General features: G+C 31.8%; 24 protein-coding genes and 2 tRNA genes. All 26 read left to right on the top strand.

Going from position 1 to position 20923, the window contains the following annotated elements:
• The first annotated feature begins 52 nt into the window (after positions 1 to 52).
• Positions 53 to 454, top strand: a complete 402-nt coding sequence (speD, locus tag ACY3JM_RS07545; protein WP_463081822.1) for an adenosylmethionine decarboxylase — start codon at positions 53 to 55, stop codon at positions 452 to 454.
• Complete coding sequence (gene speB / locus ACY3JM_RS07540) at positions 441 to 1340, top strand: agmatinase (protein ID WP_463111222.1); 900 nt, start codon at positions 441 to 443, stop codon at positions 1338 to 1340. Before speD ends, speB begins: the two co-directional genes overlap by 14 nt.
• Positions 1333 to 2487: a non-hydrolyzing UDP-N-acetylglucosamine 2-epimerase gene (wecB, locus tag ACY3JM_RS07535; protein ID WP_463111221.1), complete on the top strand. Its 1155-nt coding sequence runs from the start codon at positions 1333 to 1335 to the stop codon at positions 2485 to 2487. The genes speB and wecB overlap by 8 nt, the downstream gene beginning before the upstream one ends.
• On the top strand, positions 2484 to 3185 hold the full coding sequence (locus ACY3JM_RS07530) for a ComF family protein (RefSeq protein ID WP_463111220.1): 702 nt from the start codon (positions 2484 to 2486) through the stop codon (positions 3183 to 3185). The genes wecB and ACY3JM_RS07530 overlap by 4 nt, the downstream gene beginning before the upstream one ends.
• A gap of 21 nt (positions 3186 to 3206) precedes the next feature.
• A complete protein-coding gene (hpf, locus tag ACY3JM_RS07525; RefSeq protein ID WP_463081826.1) occupies positions 3207 to 3749 on the top strand; it encodes a ribosome hibernation-promoting factor, HPF/YfiA family in 543 nt (180 codons plus the stop codon).
• Positions 3750 to 3758: 9 nt separating this feature from the next.
• Entirely contained in the window at positions 3759 to 6116 is a 2358-nt protein-coding gene (gene secA, locus ACY3JM_RS07520) for a preprotein translocase subunit SecA (protein ID WP_463111219.1), read from the top strand.
• 1 nt (position 6117) lies between these two features.
• Positions 6118 to 7228, top strand: a protein-coding gene (prfB, locus tag ACY3JM_RS07515) for a peptide chain release factor 2 (protein ID WP_463081828.1) whose coding sequence is annotated in 2 segments (ribosomal slippage) — positions 6118 to 6195 and positions 6197 to 7228 — 1110 coding nt in all. Because the reading frame shifts where the segments join, the coding sequence is not laid out codon by codon here.
• The gene (gene csaB, locus ACY3JM_RS07510) at positions 7225 to 8238 is read left to right on the top strand and encodes a polysaccharide pyruvyl transferase CsaB (RefSeq protein WP_463111218.1); all 1014 of its coding nucleotides are present in this window, start codon (positions 7225 to 7227) and stop codon (positions 8236 to 8238) included. The genes prfB and csaB overlap by 4 nt, the downstream gene beginning before the upstream one ends.
• Complete coding sequence (locus ACY3JM_RS07505) at positions 8232 to 8948, top strand: WecB/TagA/CpsF family glycosyltransferase (protein WP_463111217.1); 717 nt, start codon at positions 8232 to 8234, stop codon at positions 8946 to 8948. Before csaB ends, ACY3JM_RS07505 begins: the two co-directional genes overlap by 7 nt.
• A gap of 5 nt (positions 8949 to 8953) precedes the next feature.
• Positions 8954 to 9790: a YitT family protein gene (locus tag ACY3JM_RS07500; protein WP_463081831.1), complete on the top strand. Its 837-nt coding sequence runs from the start codon at positions 8954 to 8956 to the stop codon at positions 9788 to 9790.
• Entirely contained in the window at positions 9787 to 10374 is a 588-nt protein-coding gene (locus tag ACY3JM_RS07495; protein ID WP_463081832.1) for a Maf family protein, read from the top strand. The genes ACY3JM_RS07500 and ACY3JM_RS07495 overlap by 4 nt, the downstream gene beginning before the upstream one ends.
• Positions 10375 to 10402: 28 nt before the next feature.
• Positions 10403 to 11449 (top strand): rod shape-determining protein, encoded by a 1047-nt coding sequence (locus ACY3JM_RS07490; RefSeq protein WP_463081833.1) that lies wholly within the window; start codon positions 10403 to 10405, stop codon positions 11447 to 11449.
• 13 nt (positions 11450 to 11462) lie between these two features.
• Entirely contained in the window at positions 11463 to 12251 is a 789-nt protein-coding gene (mreC, locus tag ACY3JM_RS07485; protein WP_463081834.1) for a rod shape-determining protein MreC, read from the top strand.
• Complete coding sequence (locus ACY3JM_RS07480) at positions 12236 to 12682, top strand: hypothetical protein (RefSeq protein WP_463081835.1); 447 nt, start codon at positions 12236 to 12238, stop codon at positions 12680 to 12682. Before mreC ends, ACY3JM_RS07480 begins: the two co-directional genes overlap by 16 nt.
• Complete coding sequence (gene mrdA / locus ACY3JM_RS07475; RefSeq protein WP_463111216.1) at positions 12679 to 14406, top strand: penicillin-binding protein 2; 1728 nt, start codon at positions 12679 to 12681, stop codon at positions 14404 to 14406. The genes ACY3JM_RS07480 and mrdA overlap by 4 nt, the downstream gene beginning before the upstream one ends.
• Complete coding sequence (locus tag ACY3JM_RS07470) at positions 14399 to 14980, top strand: septum site-determining protein MinC (protein ID WP_463091423.1); 582 nt, start codon at positions 14399 to 14401, stop codon at positions 14978 to 14980. Before mrdA ends, ACY3JM_RS07470 begins: the two co-directional genes overlap by 8 nt.
• A 17-nt stretch (positions 14981 to 14997) precedes the next feature.
• Complete coding sequence (minD, locus tag ACY3JM_RS07465) at positions 14998 to 15792, top strand: septum site-determining protein MinD (protein ID WP_463081838.1); 795 nt, start codon at positions 14998 to 15000, stop codon at positions 15790 to 15792.
• Between the two features lie 15 nt (positions 15793 to 15807).
• Positions 15808 to 16050 (top strand): cell division topological specificity factor MinE, encoded by a 243-nt coding sequence (gene minE / locus ACY3JM_RS07460; protein ID WP_463081839.1) that lies wholly within the window; start codon positions 15808 to 15810, stop codon positions 16048 to 16050.
• A gap of 22 nt (positions 16051 to 16072) precedes the next feature.
• Positions 16073 to 17944 carry an ATP-dependent helicase gene (locus ACY3JM_RS07455; protein WP_463111215.1) on the top strand — a complete coding sequence of 624 codons (1872 nt, stop codon included), beginning with the start codon at positions 16073 to 16075 and terminating at the stop codon, positions 17942 to 17944.
• A 30-nt stretch (positions 17945 to 17974) separates the two neighbouring features.
• Positions 17975 to 18049: transfer RNA gene (locus tag ACY3JM_RS07450), tRNA-Pro, on the top strand.
• Positions 18050 to 18059: 10 nt separating this feature from the next.
• A tRNA-Pro gene (locus ACY3JM_RS07445) sits at positions 18060 to 18136 on the top strand.
• Between the two features lie 12 nt (positions 18137 to 18148).
• A complete protein-coding gene (locus ACY3JM_RS07440) occupies positions 18149 to 18424 on the top strand; it encodes an acylphosphatase (RefSeq protein ID WP_463111214.1) in 276 nt (91 codons plus the stop codon).
• 8 nt (positions 18425 to 18432) lie between these two features.
• Positions 18433 to 19287: a spermine/spermidine synthase domain-containing protein gene (locus ACY3JM_RS07435; protein ID WP_463111213.1), complete on the top strand. Its 855-nt coding sequence runs from the start codon at positions 18433 to 18435 to the stop codon at positions 19285 to 19287.
• 7 nt (positions 19288 to 19294) lie between these two features.
• Positions 19295 to 19951, top strand: a complete 657-nt coding sequence (locus ACY3JM_RS07430) for a protein-L-isoaspartate(D-aspartate) O-methyltransferase (RefSeq protein WP_463081843.1) — start codon at positions 19295 to 19297, stop codon at positions 19949 to 19951.
• A complete protein-coding gene (locus ACY3JM_RS07425) occupies positions 19939 to 20565 on the top strand; it encodes a uracil-DNA glycosylase (RefSeq protein ID WP_463081844.1) in 627 nt (208 codons plus the stop codon). The genes ACY3JM_RS07430 and ACY3JM_RS07425 overlap by 13 nt, the downstream gene beginning before the upstream one ends.
• A gap of 30 nt (positions 20566 to 20595) precedes the next feature.
• Complete coding sequence (locus tag ACY3JM_RS07420) at positions 20596 to 20898, top strand: hypothetical protein (RefSeq protein ID WP_463081845.1); 303 nt, start codon at positions 20596 to 20598, stop codon at positions 20896 to 20898.
• Positions 20899 to 20923: the final 25 nt, after the last annotated feature.

Genomic DNA, 20923 nt, shown 5'->3' with positions numbered 1-20923 from the left:
TTATATTTAGCGTTGAACAAAATTTTGAGGAAAGGGGTAAAAGGAAGAAGAGATGTTAGGACCGCATTTAGTTTTAGACTTATATGGGTGTCCTAAGGAAAAGTTGGAAGATGTACAATATATCTATGATCTTTTAGATGAACTGCCTGATATGATAGGCATGCAAAAGATTATGCCACCATATGTAATGAGATATGTACCCGAGGATGATCCTTTAGATTGGGGTATCTCAGGAGTGGTGCTTATTGCAGAAAGCCACATTGCAATACATACATGGCCAGATTTAAACTATGCGAGTGTTGATATCTTTTCGTGCAAAACCTTCAATATTGATAAGGCTAAAGAAATACTTGAAGAAAAACTTTTACCTGAAAGATCTGATTGGGAAATATTGGTAAGAGGCAGAGATTTTCCGGTCAATCTCTTAAAAAGAGGAAAAAATGGATCAGTATAGACCCCTTCCTTCCTTTGGTGGACTTTCGTCTTTTACTATCGAAAATTCAAGAGTTGTTATTGTTCCTTTTCCTTTGGAAGTTACAACCACATATAAAAAGGGGACCCGTGAGGGTCCCCTGTCCATTTTGTTAGCTTCCTACAATATTGAATTATATGATGAAGAGATTGACGATATACCTGCTAAAATAGGTATCTTTACTTTTCCTGATTTTTTTCTTCCTTTAGGAGACTTAAAGAAGAGTTTGTTAAATATTGAGATAATAGTAAAAGATATTCTTGAAAAGAATAAATTTCCCATATTTTTAGGTGGTGAACATACGATAACAAAAGGAATTTTAAGAGCTTATCTAAGTATGGGTTATAATTTTTCTGTTCTTCATTTCGACGCACATTCAGATCTTAGGGAAGAGTATGAAGGTACTGAAGATAGTCATGCGTGTGCACTGAGAGAAGCTTCAGAGAGGCTTAATATTGTTCAGGTAGGTATAAGAAGTTTAAGTGAAGGAGAAAGAGAATATATTAAAAAGAAAGCAAATATTAAGGTTTTTTGGGATTTTGAAATTCATACAAAGGATTTTAATATGGTGATTGAAGATATATTAACGAGCATTGAAAATGAAAATGTTTATATTACCTTTGATTTTGATGTGTTTAATCCTTCTGAAATGCCAGCTACAGGTACACCTGAGCCTGGTGGATTATCTTGGTATGAAGTGCTGAGTATTTTAAGGGAAATATTTAAAAATAAAAAAGTAATAGGAGTAGATTTCGTAGAATTTTCTCCTATTCCTGGGCTTAACTATGCAGATTATATAGCAGCGAGACTTATTTATAAAATAATAGGATATTATAAAAAATACAACATGGAGAAAACTAATGGATAAAAAGCGTATTGCATTAGTATTTGGTACAAGACCAGAAGCTATAAAAATGGCTCCTGTAGCATATGCCTTAAGGAATGTTGAGTTTTTTGAACTTCAGATTATCCTTACTGCACAACACAGAGAGCTATTAGATCAAGTTATGGAAATCTTTAAATTAAATTCTGATTACGATTTAAATATAATGCAGGAAAAACAAACCCTTACTCAAATAACCGTAAAGGTACTTGAGGGATTAGATGTAATATGGCAAAAAGATTCTCCTGATATGGTATTGGTACATGGAGATACGACTACAACCTTTGCAGCCAGTTTAGCTGCTTTTTATAAGAAGATATCCATTGGACATGTAGAAGCTGGTTTAAGAACTTATGATAAATATCAACCGTATCCTGAGGAGATGAATAGACATCTTACAGGTGTACTTTCTGATCTACATTTTGCTCCAACAAAGAAAGCAAAAGAAAATTTATTAAAAGAAAATGTACCATCTAACAATATTTTTGTAACTGGTAATACAGTGATTGATGCTCTTTTATTTGTATATAACAACCTTGAAAAATTTGAGGTTAAACTTCCTGAAGAAGTTCCCAAAGGGAAATATATTTTAGTTACTTCTCATAGAAGAGAAAACTGGGGAAAACCTTTGGAAAACGTTGCCTTAGCATTAAAAGAAATCTTGAGTGAATTTGAAGATCTTTACATAGTTTATCCTGTACACCCAAATCCTATTATAAGAGAAACTGTAAATTCCATATTAGGTAATGAGAGGAGAGCTATTCTTATATCTCCTGTTGATTATGTAACAATGGTATATCTAATAGCAAATTGCAACTTAGTTCTTACAGATTCGGGGGGTCTTCAAGAGGAGGCTCCATCCTTAGGAAAACCTGTATTAGTTTTAAGGGAGGTTACTGAGAGACCTGAGGCAGTTGAGGCAGGTACAGTGAAGATAATAGGAACTGAGAGAAAAAGAATAGTGGAAGAGGTAAGTAAATTATTAATTGATGAAGACGAGTATAATAAAATGGCAAGAGCTCTAAATCCTTATGGTGACGGAAAGGCAAGTGAAAGAATAAGAGATATTCTTCTTTATTATTTCGGATTTAGCTCCTCTCTTCCAGAAGAATTTAATCCATACCATTCATGAGACATTATTTAGACTTTATTTTAGATATAATATTTCCCTCAAGATGTATTTTTTGTGGTAGATATGGATTAGGTTATGTTTGTCCAGAATGTTTTAGTAAATTCAAAATTCCTAATAAATATTGTAGATTTTGCGGAAGACCTCTTACAGGTATTTCAGAAATCTGTTATAATTGTACTAAAGAGAGCCCTATATGGAGCGGATTTGAATTTTTAGGATATTATGATGATATGTGGGAAACAGTAATTAAGAACCTCAAATTTAGAAATAAACCTAATGTGGCTAAATTTATAGCAGATCTTGCTAAGGATAAAATATTAAGTAAGAAATGGGACATTGATTTTCTCACCTATGTACCATTGAGTAATAAAAGACTTGTGGAGAGGGGTTATAACCAATCAGAATATTTAGCGTATTTTTTAAGTAAAAGTCTTAAAAAACCATATGGTTCTCTTTTGTCATTAAATAAGGAGGTAAAACCACAAAAAACACTTAGTTTAAAGGAAAGGAAGGAAAATGTTAAAGGAGCATTTGGTTTAGTAGAAGAGGTAAAATATTTGCATTATAGAAATATTTTGATTATAGATGACGTCTATACTACTGGATCTACAATAAAGGAGTGTGCTTATACCTTAAAAAACAATATAAAAATTTTGGATAAGATTTATGTATTTGTAGCTGTAAGAGCTCTTTTATAAAATTTTCAAGGAGGTTGGATTATGCAGATTAACTTTTCAAGTAAAAATGTGTCTATTTCTCCTAATTTGCAAGAATATGCTGAGAAAAAACTTTCAAAACTATCTCGCTTTTTTGATAATATTGAAAATATAGAGGTTATCTTTTCGGAAGAAGATTGGAAAGATGGTAGTCGAGCTCATAGAGTAGAAGTTACTATTAGGGCAAATGGAAAGATAATAAGAGCATCAGAGGCCAATCAAGATTTTAGAAGTAGTATAGATTTGGTAATTGATAAATTGGAAAAACAACTTAAAAAATATAAAGAAAAAATGATAGACAGAGAAAAGAGGGCTCCTTCTTTGACTGAAATGTTTACAAAAGAGGAAGATGAAGGAGAGAAAAAGGTTGTTAAAGTTAAAAGATTTTCATTGAAACCTATGGATATAGAAGAAGCCATATTGCAAATGGAACTTTTAGGGCATGATTTCTTTGTTTTCATAGATGCAGATACTTATAAAACTTCTATTTTATATAGAAGAAAAGATGGAAATTATGGATTAATTATTACGGACGAAGGAGAATAAGTAAATAATATGGGATTACTATCTAAATTATTTGATTCCAATTCAAGAACTTTAAAAAGATTAGAAGAATACGTAAAGAAAATTAACGCTTTAGAACCTGAGATAAGTAAATTATCTGACGATGAACTAAAAAGAAAAACATCAGAGTTTAAACAGAGATTAGAAAGGGGTGCTACCCTTGATGATTTATTAGTAGAATCCTTTGCAGTAGTAAGAGAGGTAGCAAAAAGAACTCTTGGGATGAGACACTTTGATGTACAACTAATGGGTGGTATTGTTCTACATCAAGGAAAAATAGCTGAAATGCAAACGGGAGAGGGTAAAACTCTGGTAGCAACTCTTCCTGCCTATTTGAATGCCTTAGAGGGAAAAGGAGTACATATAGTAACAGTTAATGATTATTTGGCTAAAAGGGATAGATATTGGATGGGACCAATTTATGAGTTTTTAGGTTTGGAAGTTGGTCTTTTACAAAATGATACTCCAATTTTAGAAAGGAAAAAAGCTTATTTGGCAGATATTACATATGGTACTAATAATGAGTTTGGATTTGATTATTTAAGGGATAATATAGCATTATCAGCTGATCATTTAGTTCAAAGAGAATTAAACTATGCGATTATTGATGAAGTAGATAGTATTCTAATAGATGAGGCAAGAACTCCTCTTATTATTTCAGGTCCAGCTAAGGGAGATAGTCGGATATATAAGCTTGCGATTAGAACTGCAAGATATTTGAAGAAGGATGAAGATTATACTACTGATGAGAAAACAAGAACAGTATCTTTAACAGAAGAAGGTTTGAGAAAGGCAGAAAAATTTTTAGGTGTAAAGGACCTATATGATTTTCAAAATATGGATTTAGCTCATGCTCTTCTTCAGTGTTTAAAGGCTCTTAATTTTTATCATAGAGATAGGGATTATATAGTTAAAGACGGAGAAGTGATAATTGTTGACGAATTTACAGGAAGATTAATGTTTGGAAGAAGATATAGTGATGGATTGCATCAAGCTATTGAGGCAAAAGAAGGTGTAAGAATAAGGGAAGAAAATGTTACTTTAGCAACTATCTCTATACAAAATTATTTTAGAATGTATAAGAAGATAGCTGGTATGACGGGAACTGCAGCTACTGAGGAAGAAGAATTTGTTAAGATTTACGGATTAGAGGTAGTTGTTATACCTCCGAATAAACCTTTAAGGAGAACCAATTATCCTGATCTTGTTTTTAAAACAGAAGAAGAAAAATTTGAGGCTGTGGTAAAGGAAATTGAAGAGTTATACAAAATTGGAAGGCCTGTGCTTGTAGGTACGACATCTATAGAGAAGTCAGAAAGATTAAGTAAAATGCTTAAAAAGAAGGGGATTCCCCACAATGTATTAAACGCAAAATACCACGAAAAGGAAGCTGAAATTATTGCTAAAGCAGGCCAGAAATATGCTGTAACTATTGCTACAAATATGGCAGGAAGAGGGACAGATATTGTTTTAGGGGAAGGAGTGGCTGAGCTTGGAGGTCTTCATGTTATAGGAACAGAAAGACATGAAAGTAGAAGAATTGATAATCAGTTAAGAGGACGTGCAGGTAGACAAGGAGATCCCGGTTCTTCGAGGTTTTACGTTTCATTGGAAGATGATCTTTTAAGACTTTTTGGAGGAGATCAGATAAAAGCTTTAATGGATAGATTGGGAATGGAAAAAGGGCAACCTATTGAGTCTCCTTTACTTACGAGATTAATAGAAAATAGCCAAGCTAAGGTGGAAAAGTTAAATTTTGAAATAAGAAAACAACTTTTAGAGTATGATGATGTGCTTAATAAACAAAGAGAAGTAGTTTACTCTGAAAGAAGAAAAATATTAACGATGGATAATTTGGAAGAAATAGTACAGAAGATTTTAGATAGAGTATTAGAAAGATTCTTTAATCAGATGTCTTCTCAGGAAAAGGAAAGCTGGAAAAATATGTTTCTTGAGGTATTCGGATTTTTACCATCAAATTGGGAAGAGATTATAGCTGAAGATAATTTTGAGACTATTAAAGAGAAATTAGAGAAGGTAATTAAAGAAAAATATGAAGAGAGAAAGATGAAATTTGGAGAAGATACCTGGAAAGAAATTGAGAGAATAGTACTTTTATATGTAATTGATAAACTCTGGATAGAGCATCTTAATGATATGGAAGTTTTGAGGGAAGGTATTGGTTTGAGAGCTATTGCTCATCATGATCCTTTAGTAGAATATAAAAAAGAGGCTTATCAAATGTTCCAAGATATGGTAAATACTTTTGATTGGGAAAGTATAAGATACTTATTTAATATCCGTGTTACTGAAGAAACAAAAACAGCAAATCGTGGAAGGAGGAGTTGATTTGGGAGTTTCTGTAGCGGATTTGTTAATATCATATGAAGAAATATTAGAGACTTTCAATAAATTGGGTGGTTATCTTTGACTTAGATAGGATAAAGTCAAGATTAAAGGATTTAGAAAATAAAATTGCCAAGAGTAGCTGGGATGATCCGGAGAAAAATAAAGCCCTTTTAAGTGAATATAACAACTTGCAAAAGGAGTTAAATGATTGGCTTTCAATAGAGAAAGAAATTATTGAATTGAAAGAATGGAAAGATCTTATTGAAGAGGGAGATGAATTTAGAGAGGAGTTTGAAAGGAAATTAAAGGAAATTGGAGAAAAACTTAAAAACTTTGAGATTAATTTAATCCTAAAAGAACCACATGATAATGCTAATGCTATTCTTTCTTTACATGCAGGGACAGGAGGTACTGATGCTCAAGATTGGACTGAAATTCTTTTAAGAATGTATATAAGATGGGCAGAAAGAAAAGGCTTTAACGTAAAAATATTAGATATATCTCCAGGAGAAGAAGCTGGAATAAAAAGTGCTACTTTGTTAATAGAAGGTGAGAGAGCTTATGGATATCTTAAGGGGGAGAAAGGGGTTCATAGACTTGTAAGGATTTCCCCTTTTGATGCTAATCATAGAAGACATACATCATTTGCTTTAGTAGAGGTTATTCCTGAAATTCCTGAAAGTAATATTGTTATAAGACCTGAAGATTTAAGAATAGAAACTTTTAGGGCAGGAGGAGCAGGGGGACAACATGTAAATAAAGTTGAATCAGCTGTTAGAATAACCCATATTCCAACTGGTATAGTAGTTCAATGTCAAAACGAGAGGTCACAGCATGCTAATAAAGAGATGGCTTTAAGGGTTTTGAGAGCTCGTCTTGAGGAATTGGAAGAAAGGAAAAGAAGAGAACAAATAGCATCTTTAAAAGGAGAAGTACAAGAGATAAGTTGGGGGAATCAAATCAGATCTTATGTATTTCATCCATATACATTAGTAAAGGATCATAGAACAGGTTTAGAAGTGGGTAATGTACAAGCGGTTATTGATGGTGATTTAGATCCTTTCATAGAAGCATATTTATTTAGTGAATGGCAAAGGAAAAAAGATAAATGAAAAGAGTGCTTCTTTTTGGATACTATGGGGAGGGGAATCTTGGTGATGAGCTTCTTTTAAAGAGCTTATTATTCTCTTTGAGTACGAATTTTGAAGTAGGTGTTTTATCAAAGAAAAAAGACAAAAATTCAAATTATAAGGTTTTTAATAAATTTTTACCTTTTCAAGTATACAAAGCTTTAAAATGGGCAGAAGTTGTTGTTGCAGGAGGGGGAGGTCTTTTTCAAGACAAAACAAGCTTAAAATCTTTTTTTTATTATTTATCTATAATTTTCTTTGCTTTACTTTTTAATAAAAAGATATATCTTTTGGGTCAAAGCTTTTCTCCTTTAAGAAATAGAATTGAAGAAAAGCTATTAGGTTATATATTAACTCAGTGTAACAAAGTATATGTAAGAGATTCTTTTTCTTATAATTATTTGAAAAAGATAAATGTCCTGGAAGAAAAGATTAAATTATCAACAGATTTAGTCTTTTTATTAGACTTTAATTATAAAAAGTTAGAGAGAAAATATATAGGAGTTAATTTGAGAAGATGGAAAGATTATAGTTTAAATGATATATACTCCCTACTTACTAATTTAGAAGGATTAATGGAAAAAGAGATGGTATTTTATGCTTTACATACTGAAGACAAACATCTTTTTGACGAATTAGGCAACCATATAAAATCAAAAATTAAATTTGTAGAGCTAACGGATGATAATATTGAAGAGTTTTTTCCTATGAATATAATTTTTATTGGCATGAGACTTCATAGTCATATCCTATCTGTACTTTTTGAAATTCCTTTCATTGCAATTTCTTATGATGAGAAGGTTAAAGGTTTTTGTGAAGATATTGGCTGGAAATTCGTAGTTGATGAACTTTCATCTGATAAAATAAAAGATTATGTTGCCGAAATTTTGAAAAATTATGATCAATATAAGGAATACTTAAAGAAAGTAAAAATTATGCAAAAAGAGAAAATAAAGGAGGACTTAGACAATTTTAAGAAAGAAATATGTTAAATGTGGATATTTTAGGGATTAAATTTACATCTTTAGAAGATGATGAATTTAAAAAATTAATACTCTCCTTTATGGAGAGTAATAAATGTAATACTATATTCACTCCAAATGCAGAAATGTTGGTAATAGCTAATGAAAATCCTGAGTTTAAAAAGGTGTTATATGAGTCTGATTTAAATATTCCAGATGGTATTGGTATAACTCTTCTCGCTAAAAGAAAGGGATATTTTATTAGAAAGTTCCCGGGTATTGAGGCTATGGAAAAAATTCTTTCTTGGGCGGAAATATATGGATTTCCAATATTTTTCCTTGGAGCAAAAGAGGAAGTTGTTAGGAAATTAGTTGAAAATCTAAAGTTAAAATATCCAGATTTATTAGTAGCAGGATTTAGAAATGGTTATTTTTCTGATGAAGAAGAGGAAAAAATAATTAAGATGATTAATGAATCTGGAGCAAAGATTTTATTCGTGGCTTTAGGTGCTCCTAAACAAGAATTTTTTATTAGCAAATATAAAAGGGATTTGAAGGTAAGAGTTGCTATGGGGGTTGGAGGTAGTTTTGATGTTCTTTCTGGTGTAAAAAGAAGAGTTCCTTGGATTTTTAGAAAACTTGGGTTAGAATGGTTTTACAGAATTTTACAAGAGCCTAAAAGAATTTTTGTAAGGTTTCCAAGACTTCTGAGGTTTTTGCGTATATATACAAAGGGGTAGAATATATGAAAAAAATTATTGATTTATTGGGAATAACTTTGGGGGCTTTTTTTATAGCTGTAAGTATAGATGTATTTTTAGCTCCTAACAAGCTTGTGGGTGGTGGAGTTAGTGGAATAGCTATCATTCTATACTATATTTTTAGATCTCCTGTTGGTATTACTATGCTTCTTTTAAATATACCCATATTTGTATTGGGTATTAAGATGCTTGGTTCTTCTTTTGGCTTTAAAACTCTGTACGGAACTTTTATACTATCTTTATTTGTAGATCTGCTTAATCTTTTCAAATTACCTGTTATAAAAGACCCAATAATTGCGACGGTTTATGGTGGTATATTGGGGGGATTAGGGCTTGGTATAGTATTTAAATACGGAGGATCTACTGGTGGAACAGATATTTTAGCTCAAGTATTTTCTCATTTTACCGGGTTAAATATAGGACAATCATTGTTAATAATAGATGGAATTATAGTTATTTCCGCAGGTTTTATTTTTGATTTTGTTTTGGCTTTATATGCTCTTCTTGTTATTTTTATTCAAGGATATTCCATAGATTTAGTACAACAAGGATTATCGTATACTAAAGCTGCTCTTATTTTCTCAGATAGGCCAAGGGATATTGGAGAAAAAATTCTCAAAGAATTAGGCAGAGGAGTTACAGTTTTTTATGGTATGGGATTATACACTGGGAGAGAGAGGGAAATTTTATACTGTGTAGTAAGTCAATCAGAGGTTGGTAGATTAAAAGAAATAATTCATAAAAATGATCCAAAAGCTTTTGTTGTAATAACACCGGCTCATGAAGTATTAGGGGAGGGATTTAAATCTTTCAAACAATGAAAAGAGAAATAATTCTTGCATCTAATTCTCCTAGAAGAAAGGAACTTCTTAAGAGTTTAGGTATTGATTTTAAAGTTTTACCAGTAGATGTGGAAGAAATAGAAGGGAAAAGAAATATCTCGCCAGTAGATTTGGTGAAGAAAAATGCTTTAAAGAAAGCTCAAAAAGCAGCAGAACTATGCCAAAGTGAATATTCTTTAATTATTTCAGCTGATACTATTGTAGTATTAGATGGAGAAATTGTTGGTAAACCAAAAAATGAAAAGGATGCTATAAGAATTCTTAAGAGGCTAAGAGGTAAATATCATTATGTTTTTACGGGTATAGTTGTATGGGCGACTCCTGAAAACATACATTATATTTCTTCTGTTAGAAGTAAGGTAAAAATGAGGGATTATTCGGATGAGGAAATAGAAAGATACGTTGCAACAGGTGAACCTATGGATAAAGCTGGTGCTTATGGAATTCAAGGTAAAGGAGCATTATTAATTGAAAAAATAGAAGGTGATTACTATAATATAGTGGGATTACCATTAGTAAGATTGAATTATCTTCTTGATAAATTTGGATATAATCTTTTATAAAATATTATAAAAGAAAGAAGGAGGACTTATGGCTTTGAATTTTTTGGCAGGAATTTTTTCTAAGGATTTAGGTATTGATTTGGGAACTGCAAATACGGTTGTATATGTTAGAGGTAAGGGAGTAGTTATCTTTGAACCATCTATGGTGGCAATAAGAAGAAGTGATAAGAAGGTTGTTGCTGTTGGTGAAGAAGCAAAGAAAATGCTTGGAAGAACTCCTGAAGAGATTGTCACTATAAGGCCATTAAAGGATGGAGTCATAGCAGATTTTGATGCTGCGGAAAAGATGATTAGATACTTTATAGAGAAGGTTCACAATAAGAGAGATTTTTTAGTAAGTCCTCGAATGGTTATAGGTATACCGTCGGGAACAACACCTGTAGAGCGTAGAGCTGTTTTAGATACTGCATATTCTGCTGGTGCAAGAGATGTTTTGCTTGTCACAGAGCCTATTGCTAGTGCATTAGGTGCTGATCTCCCAATATGGGAACCTTCTGGTAATATTATTGTAGATATTGGTGGAGGGACTACTGAAATAGCTGTTATTTCATTAGGAGGAATAGTGGTTAGCACCTCAATAAAGGTGGCTGGGGATGAGATGGATGAAGCTATTGTTCATTATATAAGGAAAAAATACAACCTATTTATAGGAGAGAGAACTGCAGAAGAGATAAAGGTTAACCTTGGAAATGCTGCTTTTGGAGAAGAGAATAAAACTTATATGGAAGTTAAAGGAAGAGATTTACTTACTGGGGTGCCTCGTAATATAGAGATTAGTTCGGCAGAAGTTAGAGAAGCTTTAAAGGATACCATTGATATGATTGTAGAAGCAATTAGAGATACCTTAGAAAAAACACCTCCAGAACTTGCAGCAGATATTATGGATAAAGGTATAGTTTTAGCTGGTGGAGGTGCTCTCCTGAGAGGTCTTGATTCATATATATCAGAACAAATAGGGGTTGTAACTATAGTTGCAGAAGAGCCTTTACTTTGTGTAGTAAAAGGAACAGGAAAGATTATTGAAGAATTTGATAAATATAAACAGGTACTTGCTTCAGTTAAAGAGAGCTATTAAGAAGTATTTATAAATGGATAAACAAGGAATTAAATGGCGGTTGGTATTTTTAGTACTGCTACTCTCTATTCTTCTTTGGGGTAGTGGATACGTAGAAATTTGGACCACTAATATTCAAAAAGCATTTTCTAATATAATTAATGACTTAAAGATTTTTATTAATGAATTGAAAGCTATTTTTACTTTAACTGAAAGTTTGCAAAAGGAAATAGAGATATTAAGGAACGAAAACTTTGATTTATATAAGGAAAATTTAAGGCTTAAAATGATTTTAGAAAATCTAAGACGGAAAGAAGAGACAGCAATATGGTTAAAGGAATTGGAAAAGAAAAATTTTTCGTTTGTTTATGCTAACATTATTGGAAGAGATCCTGTAAAGTGGAATCTTGAATTTAAAATAGATAAGGGAGAAAAAGATGGTGTCAAAAAAGGGATGGCAGTAATTTATAAGGATCAGATAATTGGAAAAATTTATAAAACAGAGAAAAATTTTTCAATTGTAAAGACAATCTATGACCCTAGTACAGTAGTAGGAGTAATGATATGGGAAACAAAAGATTATGGAATAGTTAAAGGAGCCTTTGATCATATAGAAATGGCTTACATATTTTCAGATCATGGTATTAAAACTAATCATAATGTAATAACTTCTGGAATTGATGAATATATACCTTATGGTTTAAAGGTAGGATATATTTCTCATTTAGAAGAGAAGAATGTTTTAGCTTTTACCAGAATAAAAGTATATCCAATGGTTGATTTATCAAATATGGAGGGGGTTGCAGTTTGTCTGAAATTTTAATCTTTTTAAGTTCTTTAATTTTAGCTTTTTTGCAGACAAAAGTTTTCTTTTTAGGATTTCATCCTGATTTGGTTTTAGTTTTTTTTGTTTTTCTTCTTTTTAAAAGTTTATATTTTCAAGGAATATCTATTATTCTATCTTTTTCTTTAAAAATTTTTTCTACTATTCCTTTCTATTTATTTCTGATTTATTGGGTTATTATTGAAGTTATAATAAAAATGTGGAAAAAGAGTTTTATCTCTATTCATAAAAGTAGTGCCTTCTTTTTAATAATTGGTCTTAGTACCTTTTCCTTTTTATTTTGGAACTTTGGCTATAATTTTAGTTTGAATTATGTAATAGACCTCTTGAGATATATATCATCTAATCTTGTATTTTTTATCCCTTTTTATTTTTTTATTCCTGAGATTTATTCTACTGAAAAAGAATGAAGAATCATGAAATTTTCTTTAAAAGAATAATAGAAGTAGCTATTTTGCTGATTATATTAAGACTTTTCTATCTTCAAATATATAAAGGTGATTTTTATCAAGATCTTGCCCAAAGAAACTATATGAAATCAGTAATCCTTCCTGCCCCTCGAGGTATCATATATGATAGAAATGGAGTTATTTTAGCTGAAAATAAGATAAAATATTCATTATATTTAATTCCTCCTTACAAATATGAGAGAGAAAAAGTAAAGAGATTAAGCAATGTTATAAAAATGAAGGATAAAGATATCGAAAAGATTTATAATAAAATTTCACCGTTCTATCCTGCGGTACTTTTAAAAAATAATTTAGATATAAAGGAAATATTACTTTTAGAAGAGAATAGAGAGGATTTACCACCATTTTCTATAAATATTGAATTTGAGAGATATTATCCTTTTGGATCATTAGCTTCTCATGTTATTGGATACATGGGTGAGGTAAGTAAAGAAGAACTTGAAGATGAGGAAAGTGATTATTCTTTGGGGGAAAAATCTGGGAAATACGGAGTAGAGGCATTTTATGAAAAATATTTAAGGGGTAAGAAAGGATTTAGAGGAATATTATTGCATGCTTCAAATACTGAAAATATCACAGTTGGCCAGAAGGATCCTGTACCTGGTGAATCATTAATATTAAGTTTAGATCTGAATATTCAAAAGGTTGCTGAAGATGCCTTAGGAGAGGAAAGGGGCTGTGTCATTGTATCTCGGGCAGATACAGGAGAAGTTTTATCTATGGCAAGTCATCCTGCCTTTGACCCTAATAAATTTATAACAGGTTTTACAAAAGAAGAATGGAATAATCTTATTAATGATATCAACAAGCCATTAAACAATAAGGCGATTTCAGCCTTATACCCTCCAGGTTCTATTTTTAAATTGATAGTTGCTCTTTCTGCCTTAGAAAATAAAAAGATCTCACCAAATGATACTTTTTATTGTCCAGGAGAATTTTACTTAGGAGGATATTCTTATAAATGCTGGAAAAAGGGTGGACATAGAAGAATTAATTTTGTGGATGGAATAGCTCAATCTTGTAATGTGGTTTTTTACAATGTAGGATTGAGGGTAGGAGAAGATCAGATTTTTAAATATGCAAAAGATTTTATGTTAGATTCTAAAGTGGGTATAGATTTGCCAGGAGAGGTAAAAGGATTTATTCCATCTAAGGAATGGAAAGTAAAAACCTTTAAAGAGCCTTGGTATCCTGGAGATACAGTAAATCTTTCCATCGGTCAAGGTTTTGTACTGGTTACTCCTTTAGAAATACATGCTATGATGAGTATGCTTGCTACAGAAGGAATATTGGTTAAACCGCACGTTTTAAAGGGTATAGTAACTGAAAATGGTATAGAAGAGGTTAGGCCTGAGATTATTAAAGAAGTAAAGATAAATAAATCAATATGGGAAATATTAAAGGAGGGAATGAAAAAAGTGGTGGAGGAAGGAACAGGAATAGCTGTAAAATTTTCAGGAGTAGAAATATTTGGAAAAACAGGAACAGCTGAGAACCCGCATGGAGAAAGCCATGCTTGGTTTTCCTCTTTCTTTAGAGTTAACGATGTTCCTTATGTGGTGACTGTTTTTGTTGAGCATGGAAAAAGCGGAGGAGGTAGAGCAGCTCTAATAGCAAGAAAGATAATTGAATATATGATAAAGGGGGGTAAAAATATTGAGTAATATATCTATAAAAGGAGATTTAAAAGAAGGTATAAAGATGGTAGTTAATCCATCTTTATCTTGGGATGAAATTAAAAATCTTATAATTGATGAGATCAAGAATAAGGAAAAATTTTTTAAAGGTGTAAATATTTATATAGACTTCCAAGGAAGAGAGATAGATAATTCAGATTGGGAGGAACTCCAGAAACAAATTTATAAAAATTATGGTATAATGCTAAACAGGGACTTACCTAAGATAAGAGTTCCTTACTCCAATATTGCAAAGATTATTATCGGTCCTATAAGAAGTGGTAAACTTGTTAGTTCAAAAGAAAATCTTTTAATTTTAGGAGATGTAAATTCAGGGGCAGAAATAATTTGTAATAAGAGTGTTTTTGTTTTAGGAAAGATCAGAGGTTCTATATGGGCAGGATATGAAAATAATGACAAAGCTATTATATTTGCTTTGGGACTTGAGCCTGAAAAGATTCAAATCGCCTCTTATATTTTAGATATGCCCAAAGCAAGGTATAAAAAGGCAGGTTATTTTTTATATATAGAGGATGGTAAATTTAAGATTGATACATATTAATTTAGGGGGTAAAAAAGATGGGTAAATCTATAGTGGTAACTTCAGGGAAGGGTGGTGTTGGTAAGACTACTGCTGTGGCTAATATTGGAACTGGTCTTGCTATGAGTGGTCTTAAAGTTGCTCTTGTAGATACAGATATAGGACTTAGAAATTTAGATCTTCTTCTGGGTTTAGAAAATAGAATAGTTTACAACATAGTGGATGTGGTGGAAGGAAAATGTAGTCTTAAACAAGCATTAGTTAAGGATAAAAGATTAAATAATCTATATCTTTTACCTGCTGCCCAAACAAAAGAAAAGGAAGCTGTTTCTATTGAACAGATGAAAGGGGTAATAAATGATCTTAAGATAGAGTTTGATTATGTATTAATAGACTCTCCAGCTGGTATAGAGCATGGATTTAAGAGTGCTATATCGGGTGCTGATGAGGCTATAGTTATTACTACTCCTGAAGTTTCAGCGGTAAGAGATGCAGATAGGGTTATTGGACTTTTAGAAGCTTATGGACTTAGAGATCCAAGACTTATTGTTAACAGAGTAAGGTTTGATATGGTAAAAAATGGTGAAATGCTTGGTGTTGATGATTTGTTGGATATTCTGTCTATAGAACTTTTAGGAATTATACCAGAAGATGAAAATTTAATAATAAGTATAAATAAAGGAGAACCTATTATTTATTCAGGAAATAAGTATAAATCCGCTTTAGCTTTTAATTTAATAGTGAAGAGGCTTTTAGGAGAAGATGTATCATGGGATGAGCTTGAAAAATCCGAGAGCTTCTTAGAAAAGATTTTTAAAATATTTAAGGGGTAAAAAGGGGAGGTTAAGATGATCATAACTAACATATGGAGTAAAAAGATATCTTCTAAAGAAATTGCAAAAGAGAGACTTCAAGTTATCCTTGTTTATGATAGGGCAAAGATTGAACCTAAAATGATAGAAAGTTTAAAAGAAGATTTAATTAAGGCAGTCTCTAAATATCTCACTTTTGAACCTGATAATATGAGAATTGAATTATCTCAGGAGGATAACAAATCTATTTTAAGAATTGATATACCATTAAAAGAATAGATTTTTGGAAGAGGTAAGAATTATGGATTTTCTTAAAGACTTAAGTGACGAACAGTTATCCGCAGTTTTAGATGTGGATAATCCTTTACTAGTACTTGCAGGAGCTGGAAGTGGTAAAACAAGGGTAATAACTTACAAAATAGCTTATCTCATATCTGAAAAGTATGCAAAGCCTGAAAACATTGTGGCTTTAACTTTTACGAATAAAGCAGCTTTTGAGATGAAAAGTAGGATAACAAAACTGATATCGTCAGAAGATGGTGAAAAAGTTTGGGCTGGAACTTTTCATGGATTTGGGTTATATCTTTTAAAAACCTATGGAAAAAGGTTTGGGTTTCCAAGCAATTTTGTGATATATGATGAAGATGCACAAGAAGAAGTTGTAAAAGAGATACTTAAGGATTTTGCAAGAGAAAACGATTATAACTCTAAAGATATTAAAGATAAAATCTCTCGCCTAAAAGATAAGCTAATTACTCCTGAAGATTTTCAGTATATGGTTTCTAATAATTTTGATGATATAATATTAGGAATCTATAAGAAATATGAAAATTATTTAAGGAAAAATAATGCTGTTGATTTTGCAGACCTTCTCATTTATTCTATTAAATTATTACAAGAAAATCCTGCTTTAAGAGGATATGTTCAAGATAAATTAGAATATGTTTTAGTCGATGAATATCAGGATACTAATAAGGCCCAATACGAGCTTTTTAAAATTCTTGTGGAAGAGAAAAAAAGATTTTCTGTAGTTGGAGATGACGATCAAAGTATATATAGCTGGAGGGGGGCTGATTATCAAAATATTTTTAGATTGGAGAAAGATTTCAAAAATTTGAAAGTAATATTTTTAACTAAAAATTATAGATCTACACAACAAATTCTGGATATAGCAAACGCCTTAATAGTAAATAATGATAAAAGATATCCTAAAAAGTTATGGAGTGATAAAAAGAATGGAAATTATCCTATACTTTTTAGGGCTGTAAATGAAGAAGATGAGGCAAGCTTTGTGGTAAGACAAATAAAAATAGAACTTTTAAAGGGTAAAAATCCTTCTGAAATTGCAGTTTTATACAGAACAAATAGGCAATCAAGAGTGTTCGAAGAAGCCTTTATTAGGTCTAATCTTCCATATAAAGTAATAGGGGGAATAAGTTTTTTTGATAGAAAAGAAGTTAAAGATATAGTAGCATATCTAAATATCCTACATGATCCCAATGATATTATAAGCTTAAAGAGAATAATTAATGTACCTAAGAGGGGTATTGGTGAGGCTACTTTTAATTTTATAAAGGAATATTATAACAAGGGTTATTCTTTACTGGAAGCGGTTAAGGAAGTCTCAAAGACGAAGAAAGAGGTAAAAAGTTTTTTAGATATTTGGAATTATTTATTAGAAATAAAAGATAAGATTAATATTGAAGGCCTTATAGAGACTGTTATTGATAAAACTGGCTATATGAAAGAAATAGAGAAGTATGATAGAGATACTTTAGAGGTAAAAAAAGAAAATCTCTTAGAATTAATTGAGTTTAGTAAGGGGTTTTCAGAAAAAAATGATTTGGGAGAATTCCTGTCTCATCTTACGTTAAGTAGTAGTAAGATAGAAAATTCTCTTGAGAGTGATAAGATTTCTCTTATTACTCTACACAGTGTAAAAGGATTGGAGTTTGATATTGTATTTCTTGTAGGTCTTGAAGAAGGGATACTACCTCATTATAATGCAACTACAAGAGAAGAAATAGAAGAAGAGAGAAGATTGTGTTACGTGGGTATAACAAGAGCCAAGGAGAAATTATATATGTCTTACGCTTCAAAAAGATATAATAGGTATCAAGAACCATCTCGATTTGTCGAGGAAATTTCACATCTTCTAAATGTGAAAAAGTAAGTATTTTATGGTATAATAAATAACGCGAGTCGGGGCGTAGCGCAGGGGAAGCGCGTCCGTTTGGGGTGCGGAAGGTCGCTGGTTCGAGTCCAGTCGCCCCGACCATCTTATTATGCGGGGCGTAGCGCAGTTGGCTAGCGCGCCTGCTTCGGGAGTAGGAGGTCGCTGGTTCAAGTCCAGTCGCCCCGACCAATTTAGTTGTTTATGAGGAAGTATTTTCATGTCTATATTTCAGGAGTAGTTCAGGGAGTTGGTTTTAGATATTTTGCCTATAAGTGGGCAAAGCGTCTTGGTATTTTAGGTTATGTGAGAAATCTAAATGATGGAAGAGTGGAAGTAGAAGCTATAGGAGAAGAAGAAGCATTAAAACTTTTTTTGGAAAAATTAAAAGAAGGTCCCTTAGGAGCAATAGTAGAAAAGGTTGATGTGGTTTGGAGCGATGAAAATATAAATAACTTTACTGATTTTGAGATAAGATGAAAGGGACTATGAAAAATTATAGATGGTATGTAGACACAGTTGCTGAAGATCAGCTACATTGCTATATGGTAGAGGAAGTTTTGGTTGACATTGTTTCCTATTATCAAAAGATTCAAATTATTAAAAGTCCAACCTATGGAAAATGTTTGATAATAGATGGAAAAATTCAGTCCGCAGAAAAGGATGAATTCATATATCATGAAGCTCTTATTCATCCTTCTATGATATTGCACCCTAATCCTTATAAGATATTAGTTGTTGGTGCAGGAGAAGGAGCTACCCTCAGAGAGCTTTTAAAATATAACTATGTGGAAATTGTTGCAATTGAAATTGATCCTGAAGTAGTTGAGTTTTCTGAAAAGTATTTATGGGAATGGCATCAAGGTTCTTTTAAAAGTGAGAAAGTTAAATTAATATTTCAAGATGGCTGGGAATTTGTTAAGAATACAACGGATAAATTTGATATTGTAGTTTTAGATCTACCTGAACCGTACCCTGATACTCCTGCTTACCGATTATATTTGCCAGAGTTTTATTTTCTGGTTTGGAACATATTAGACGATAATGGAATATTGGTTACACAGGGAGATACAACACAATTAGGGCAAGAATATAGACATTTTTGGATAAGGGATAATTTAAAGAAAGTATTTTCTAATTCATATTCATACCAGACTTTTATTCCTTCTTTTGATAGTAATTGGGGATTTTTGATTGGTTTTAAGGATAAAAGTGTCTCACCATTCTTACAAAAAGATGAAATTGATAAGCGGATAAAGGAAAGAATTCACGGTGAATTAAAATTTTATGATGGAGACACTCATTTATCTTTATTTTATATTCCTAAGTATTTAAGAAGTTGAATTGACTTTGGATTTTAAAGATACTGATTTATTCAAACAAAAAAGAGAAAATTTAGTAGAGATATTAAGGAATGAAGGAATAAAATCTCCTGACGTTCTTAATGCTATTAGTAAAGTTCCAAGACATCTTTTTGTACCCCAAGAGTATATAGATTTAGCTTATGTAAATGAAGCATTACCAATAGGTTTTGGGCAGACCATATCCCAGCCTTATGTGGTAGCCCTAATGACAGAAGCTTTAGGACTTACTAAAAAGGAAAAAGTCTTAGAGATAGGTACAGGTTCTGGTTATCAGACAGCAATATTGGCTGAACTCTCAAAGGAAGTATATACGATTGAGCGGATCAGAGAACTATCAGAGAGAGCCCAAAAAATTTTAAAATTTTTAGGTTATACTAATATATATTTCAAGGTAGGAGATGGTACTTTGGGTTGGGAAGAAAAAGCGCCTTTTGACAGAATTATTGTGACAGCTGCATCTTACGATGTTCCTTTTCCTCTATGGGAGCAGTTAGAAGAGGGAGGAATTATGGTTATTCCCATAGGAGGGAGAGATTTTCAAAATTTATGTAAGATTATTAAAAAAAATGGCAAAATGTTGAAGGAGAATCTTGGGTATGTTAGATTTGTCCAGCTGAAAGGAGAGTTTGGATGGAAAGATTAAATAAAATAAGAAGTTTAGATGAGTTGTTACGAGAAGCAGAAAGGTGTAGAAATTGTCTATTATGGAATGAAAGAACTAATTTAGTTTTTGGTGAAGGAAATCCTAATGCTGTTATTATGTTTGTTGGTGAAGCACCTGGTTTTCATGAAGATCAACAAGGTAGGCCTTTTGTTGGGGCTGCAGGAAAGCTTTTAACAGAACTTATTGAATCCTTGGGGTTGAAAAGGGAAGATGTATATATAGCCAATGTTTTAAAATGTAGACCTCCTAATAATAGGGATCCTCTTCCAGAAGAGATCAATGCTTGTTATCCTTTTTTAAAAAAACAGATAGAAATAATTAGTCCACAAATATTATGTGCTTTAGGAAGGCACGCTGCCTATGTATTATTAGGGCATACAGTGAATATGAACACATCTCATGGTAAATACTATCAAGTTGATGGGAGGTTGGTATTTGTAACGTATCATCCAGCTGCGGCTTTATATCATGGGAAGCTTCTTGATGGAATTAAAAAAGATTTTATTGAACTTAAAAAATTATATGATGATGTTATACAGCAAAAGGAAGAGCAAAACAAAAAGGGAGAAAGAGAACAACTTTCCTTTTGGTAAAAAATATTAATTGAAAGGAGAGGATTTATAATGGATAAAGATTCTGTCCTTAAGGGATTAGATGGATTTTCTAAACTTGCAAAGCAAGATATTCTTATGAGTGTGAATACAGAAAACCCAGATTATTGGAGAAAAAATGCAGAAGCAAGACACAGTAAGTATAAGGAGCTTTATAAAAGTATAGAGGAAAAGGGATTAGAAGAGACAATAAAGTTTGCTATTGAAGAATATAAAAATTTAATAAATGATGAAAGTGATCCAGAATTAAGAGGGAAAAAAAGAGCATTAGAGAGTTTTTTTGTTCTCTTGGGTTTAGATCCTTCTCAGTTATAATACAAAAGTAATATTTTTTTGAAAC

Source organism: Dictyoglomus sp. SSW (assembly GCF_055181335.1).
Note: the sequence above shows the minus strand (reverse complement) of the source record. Positions and strands in the feature narration are given on the sequence as shown.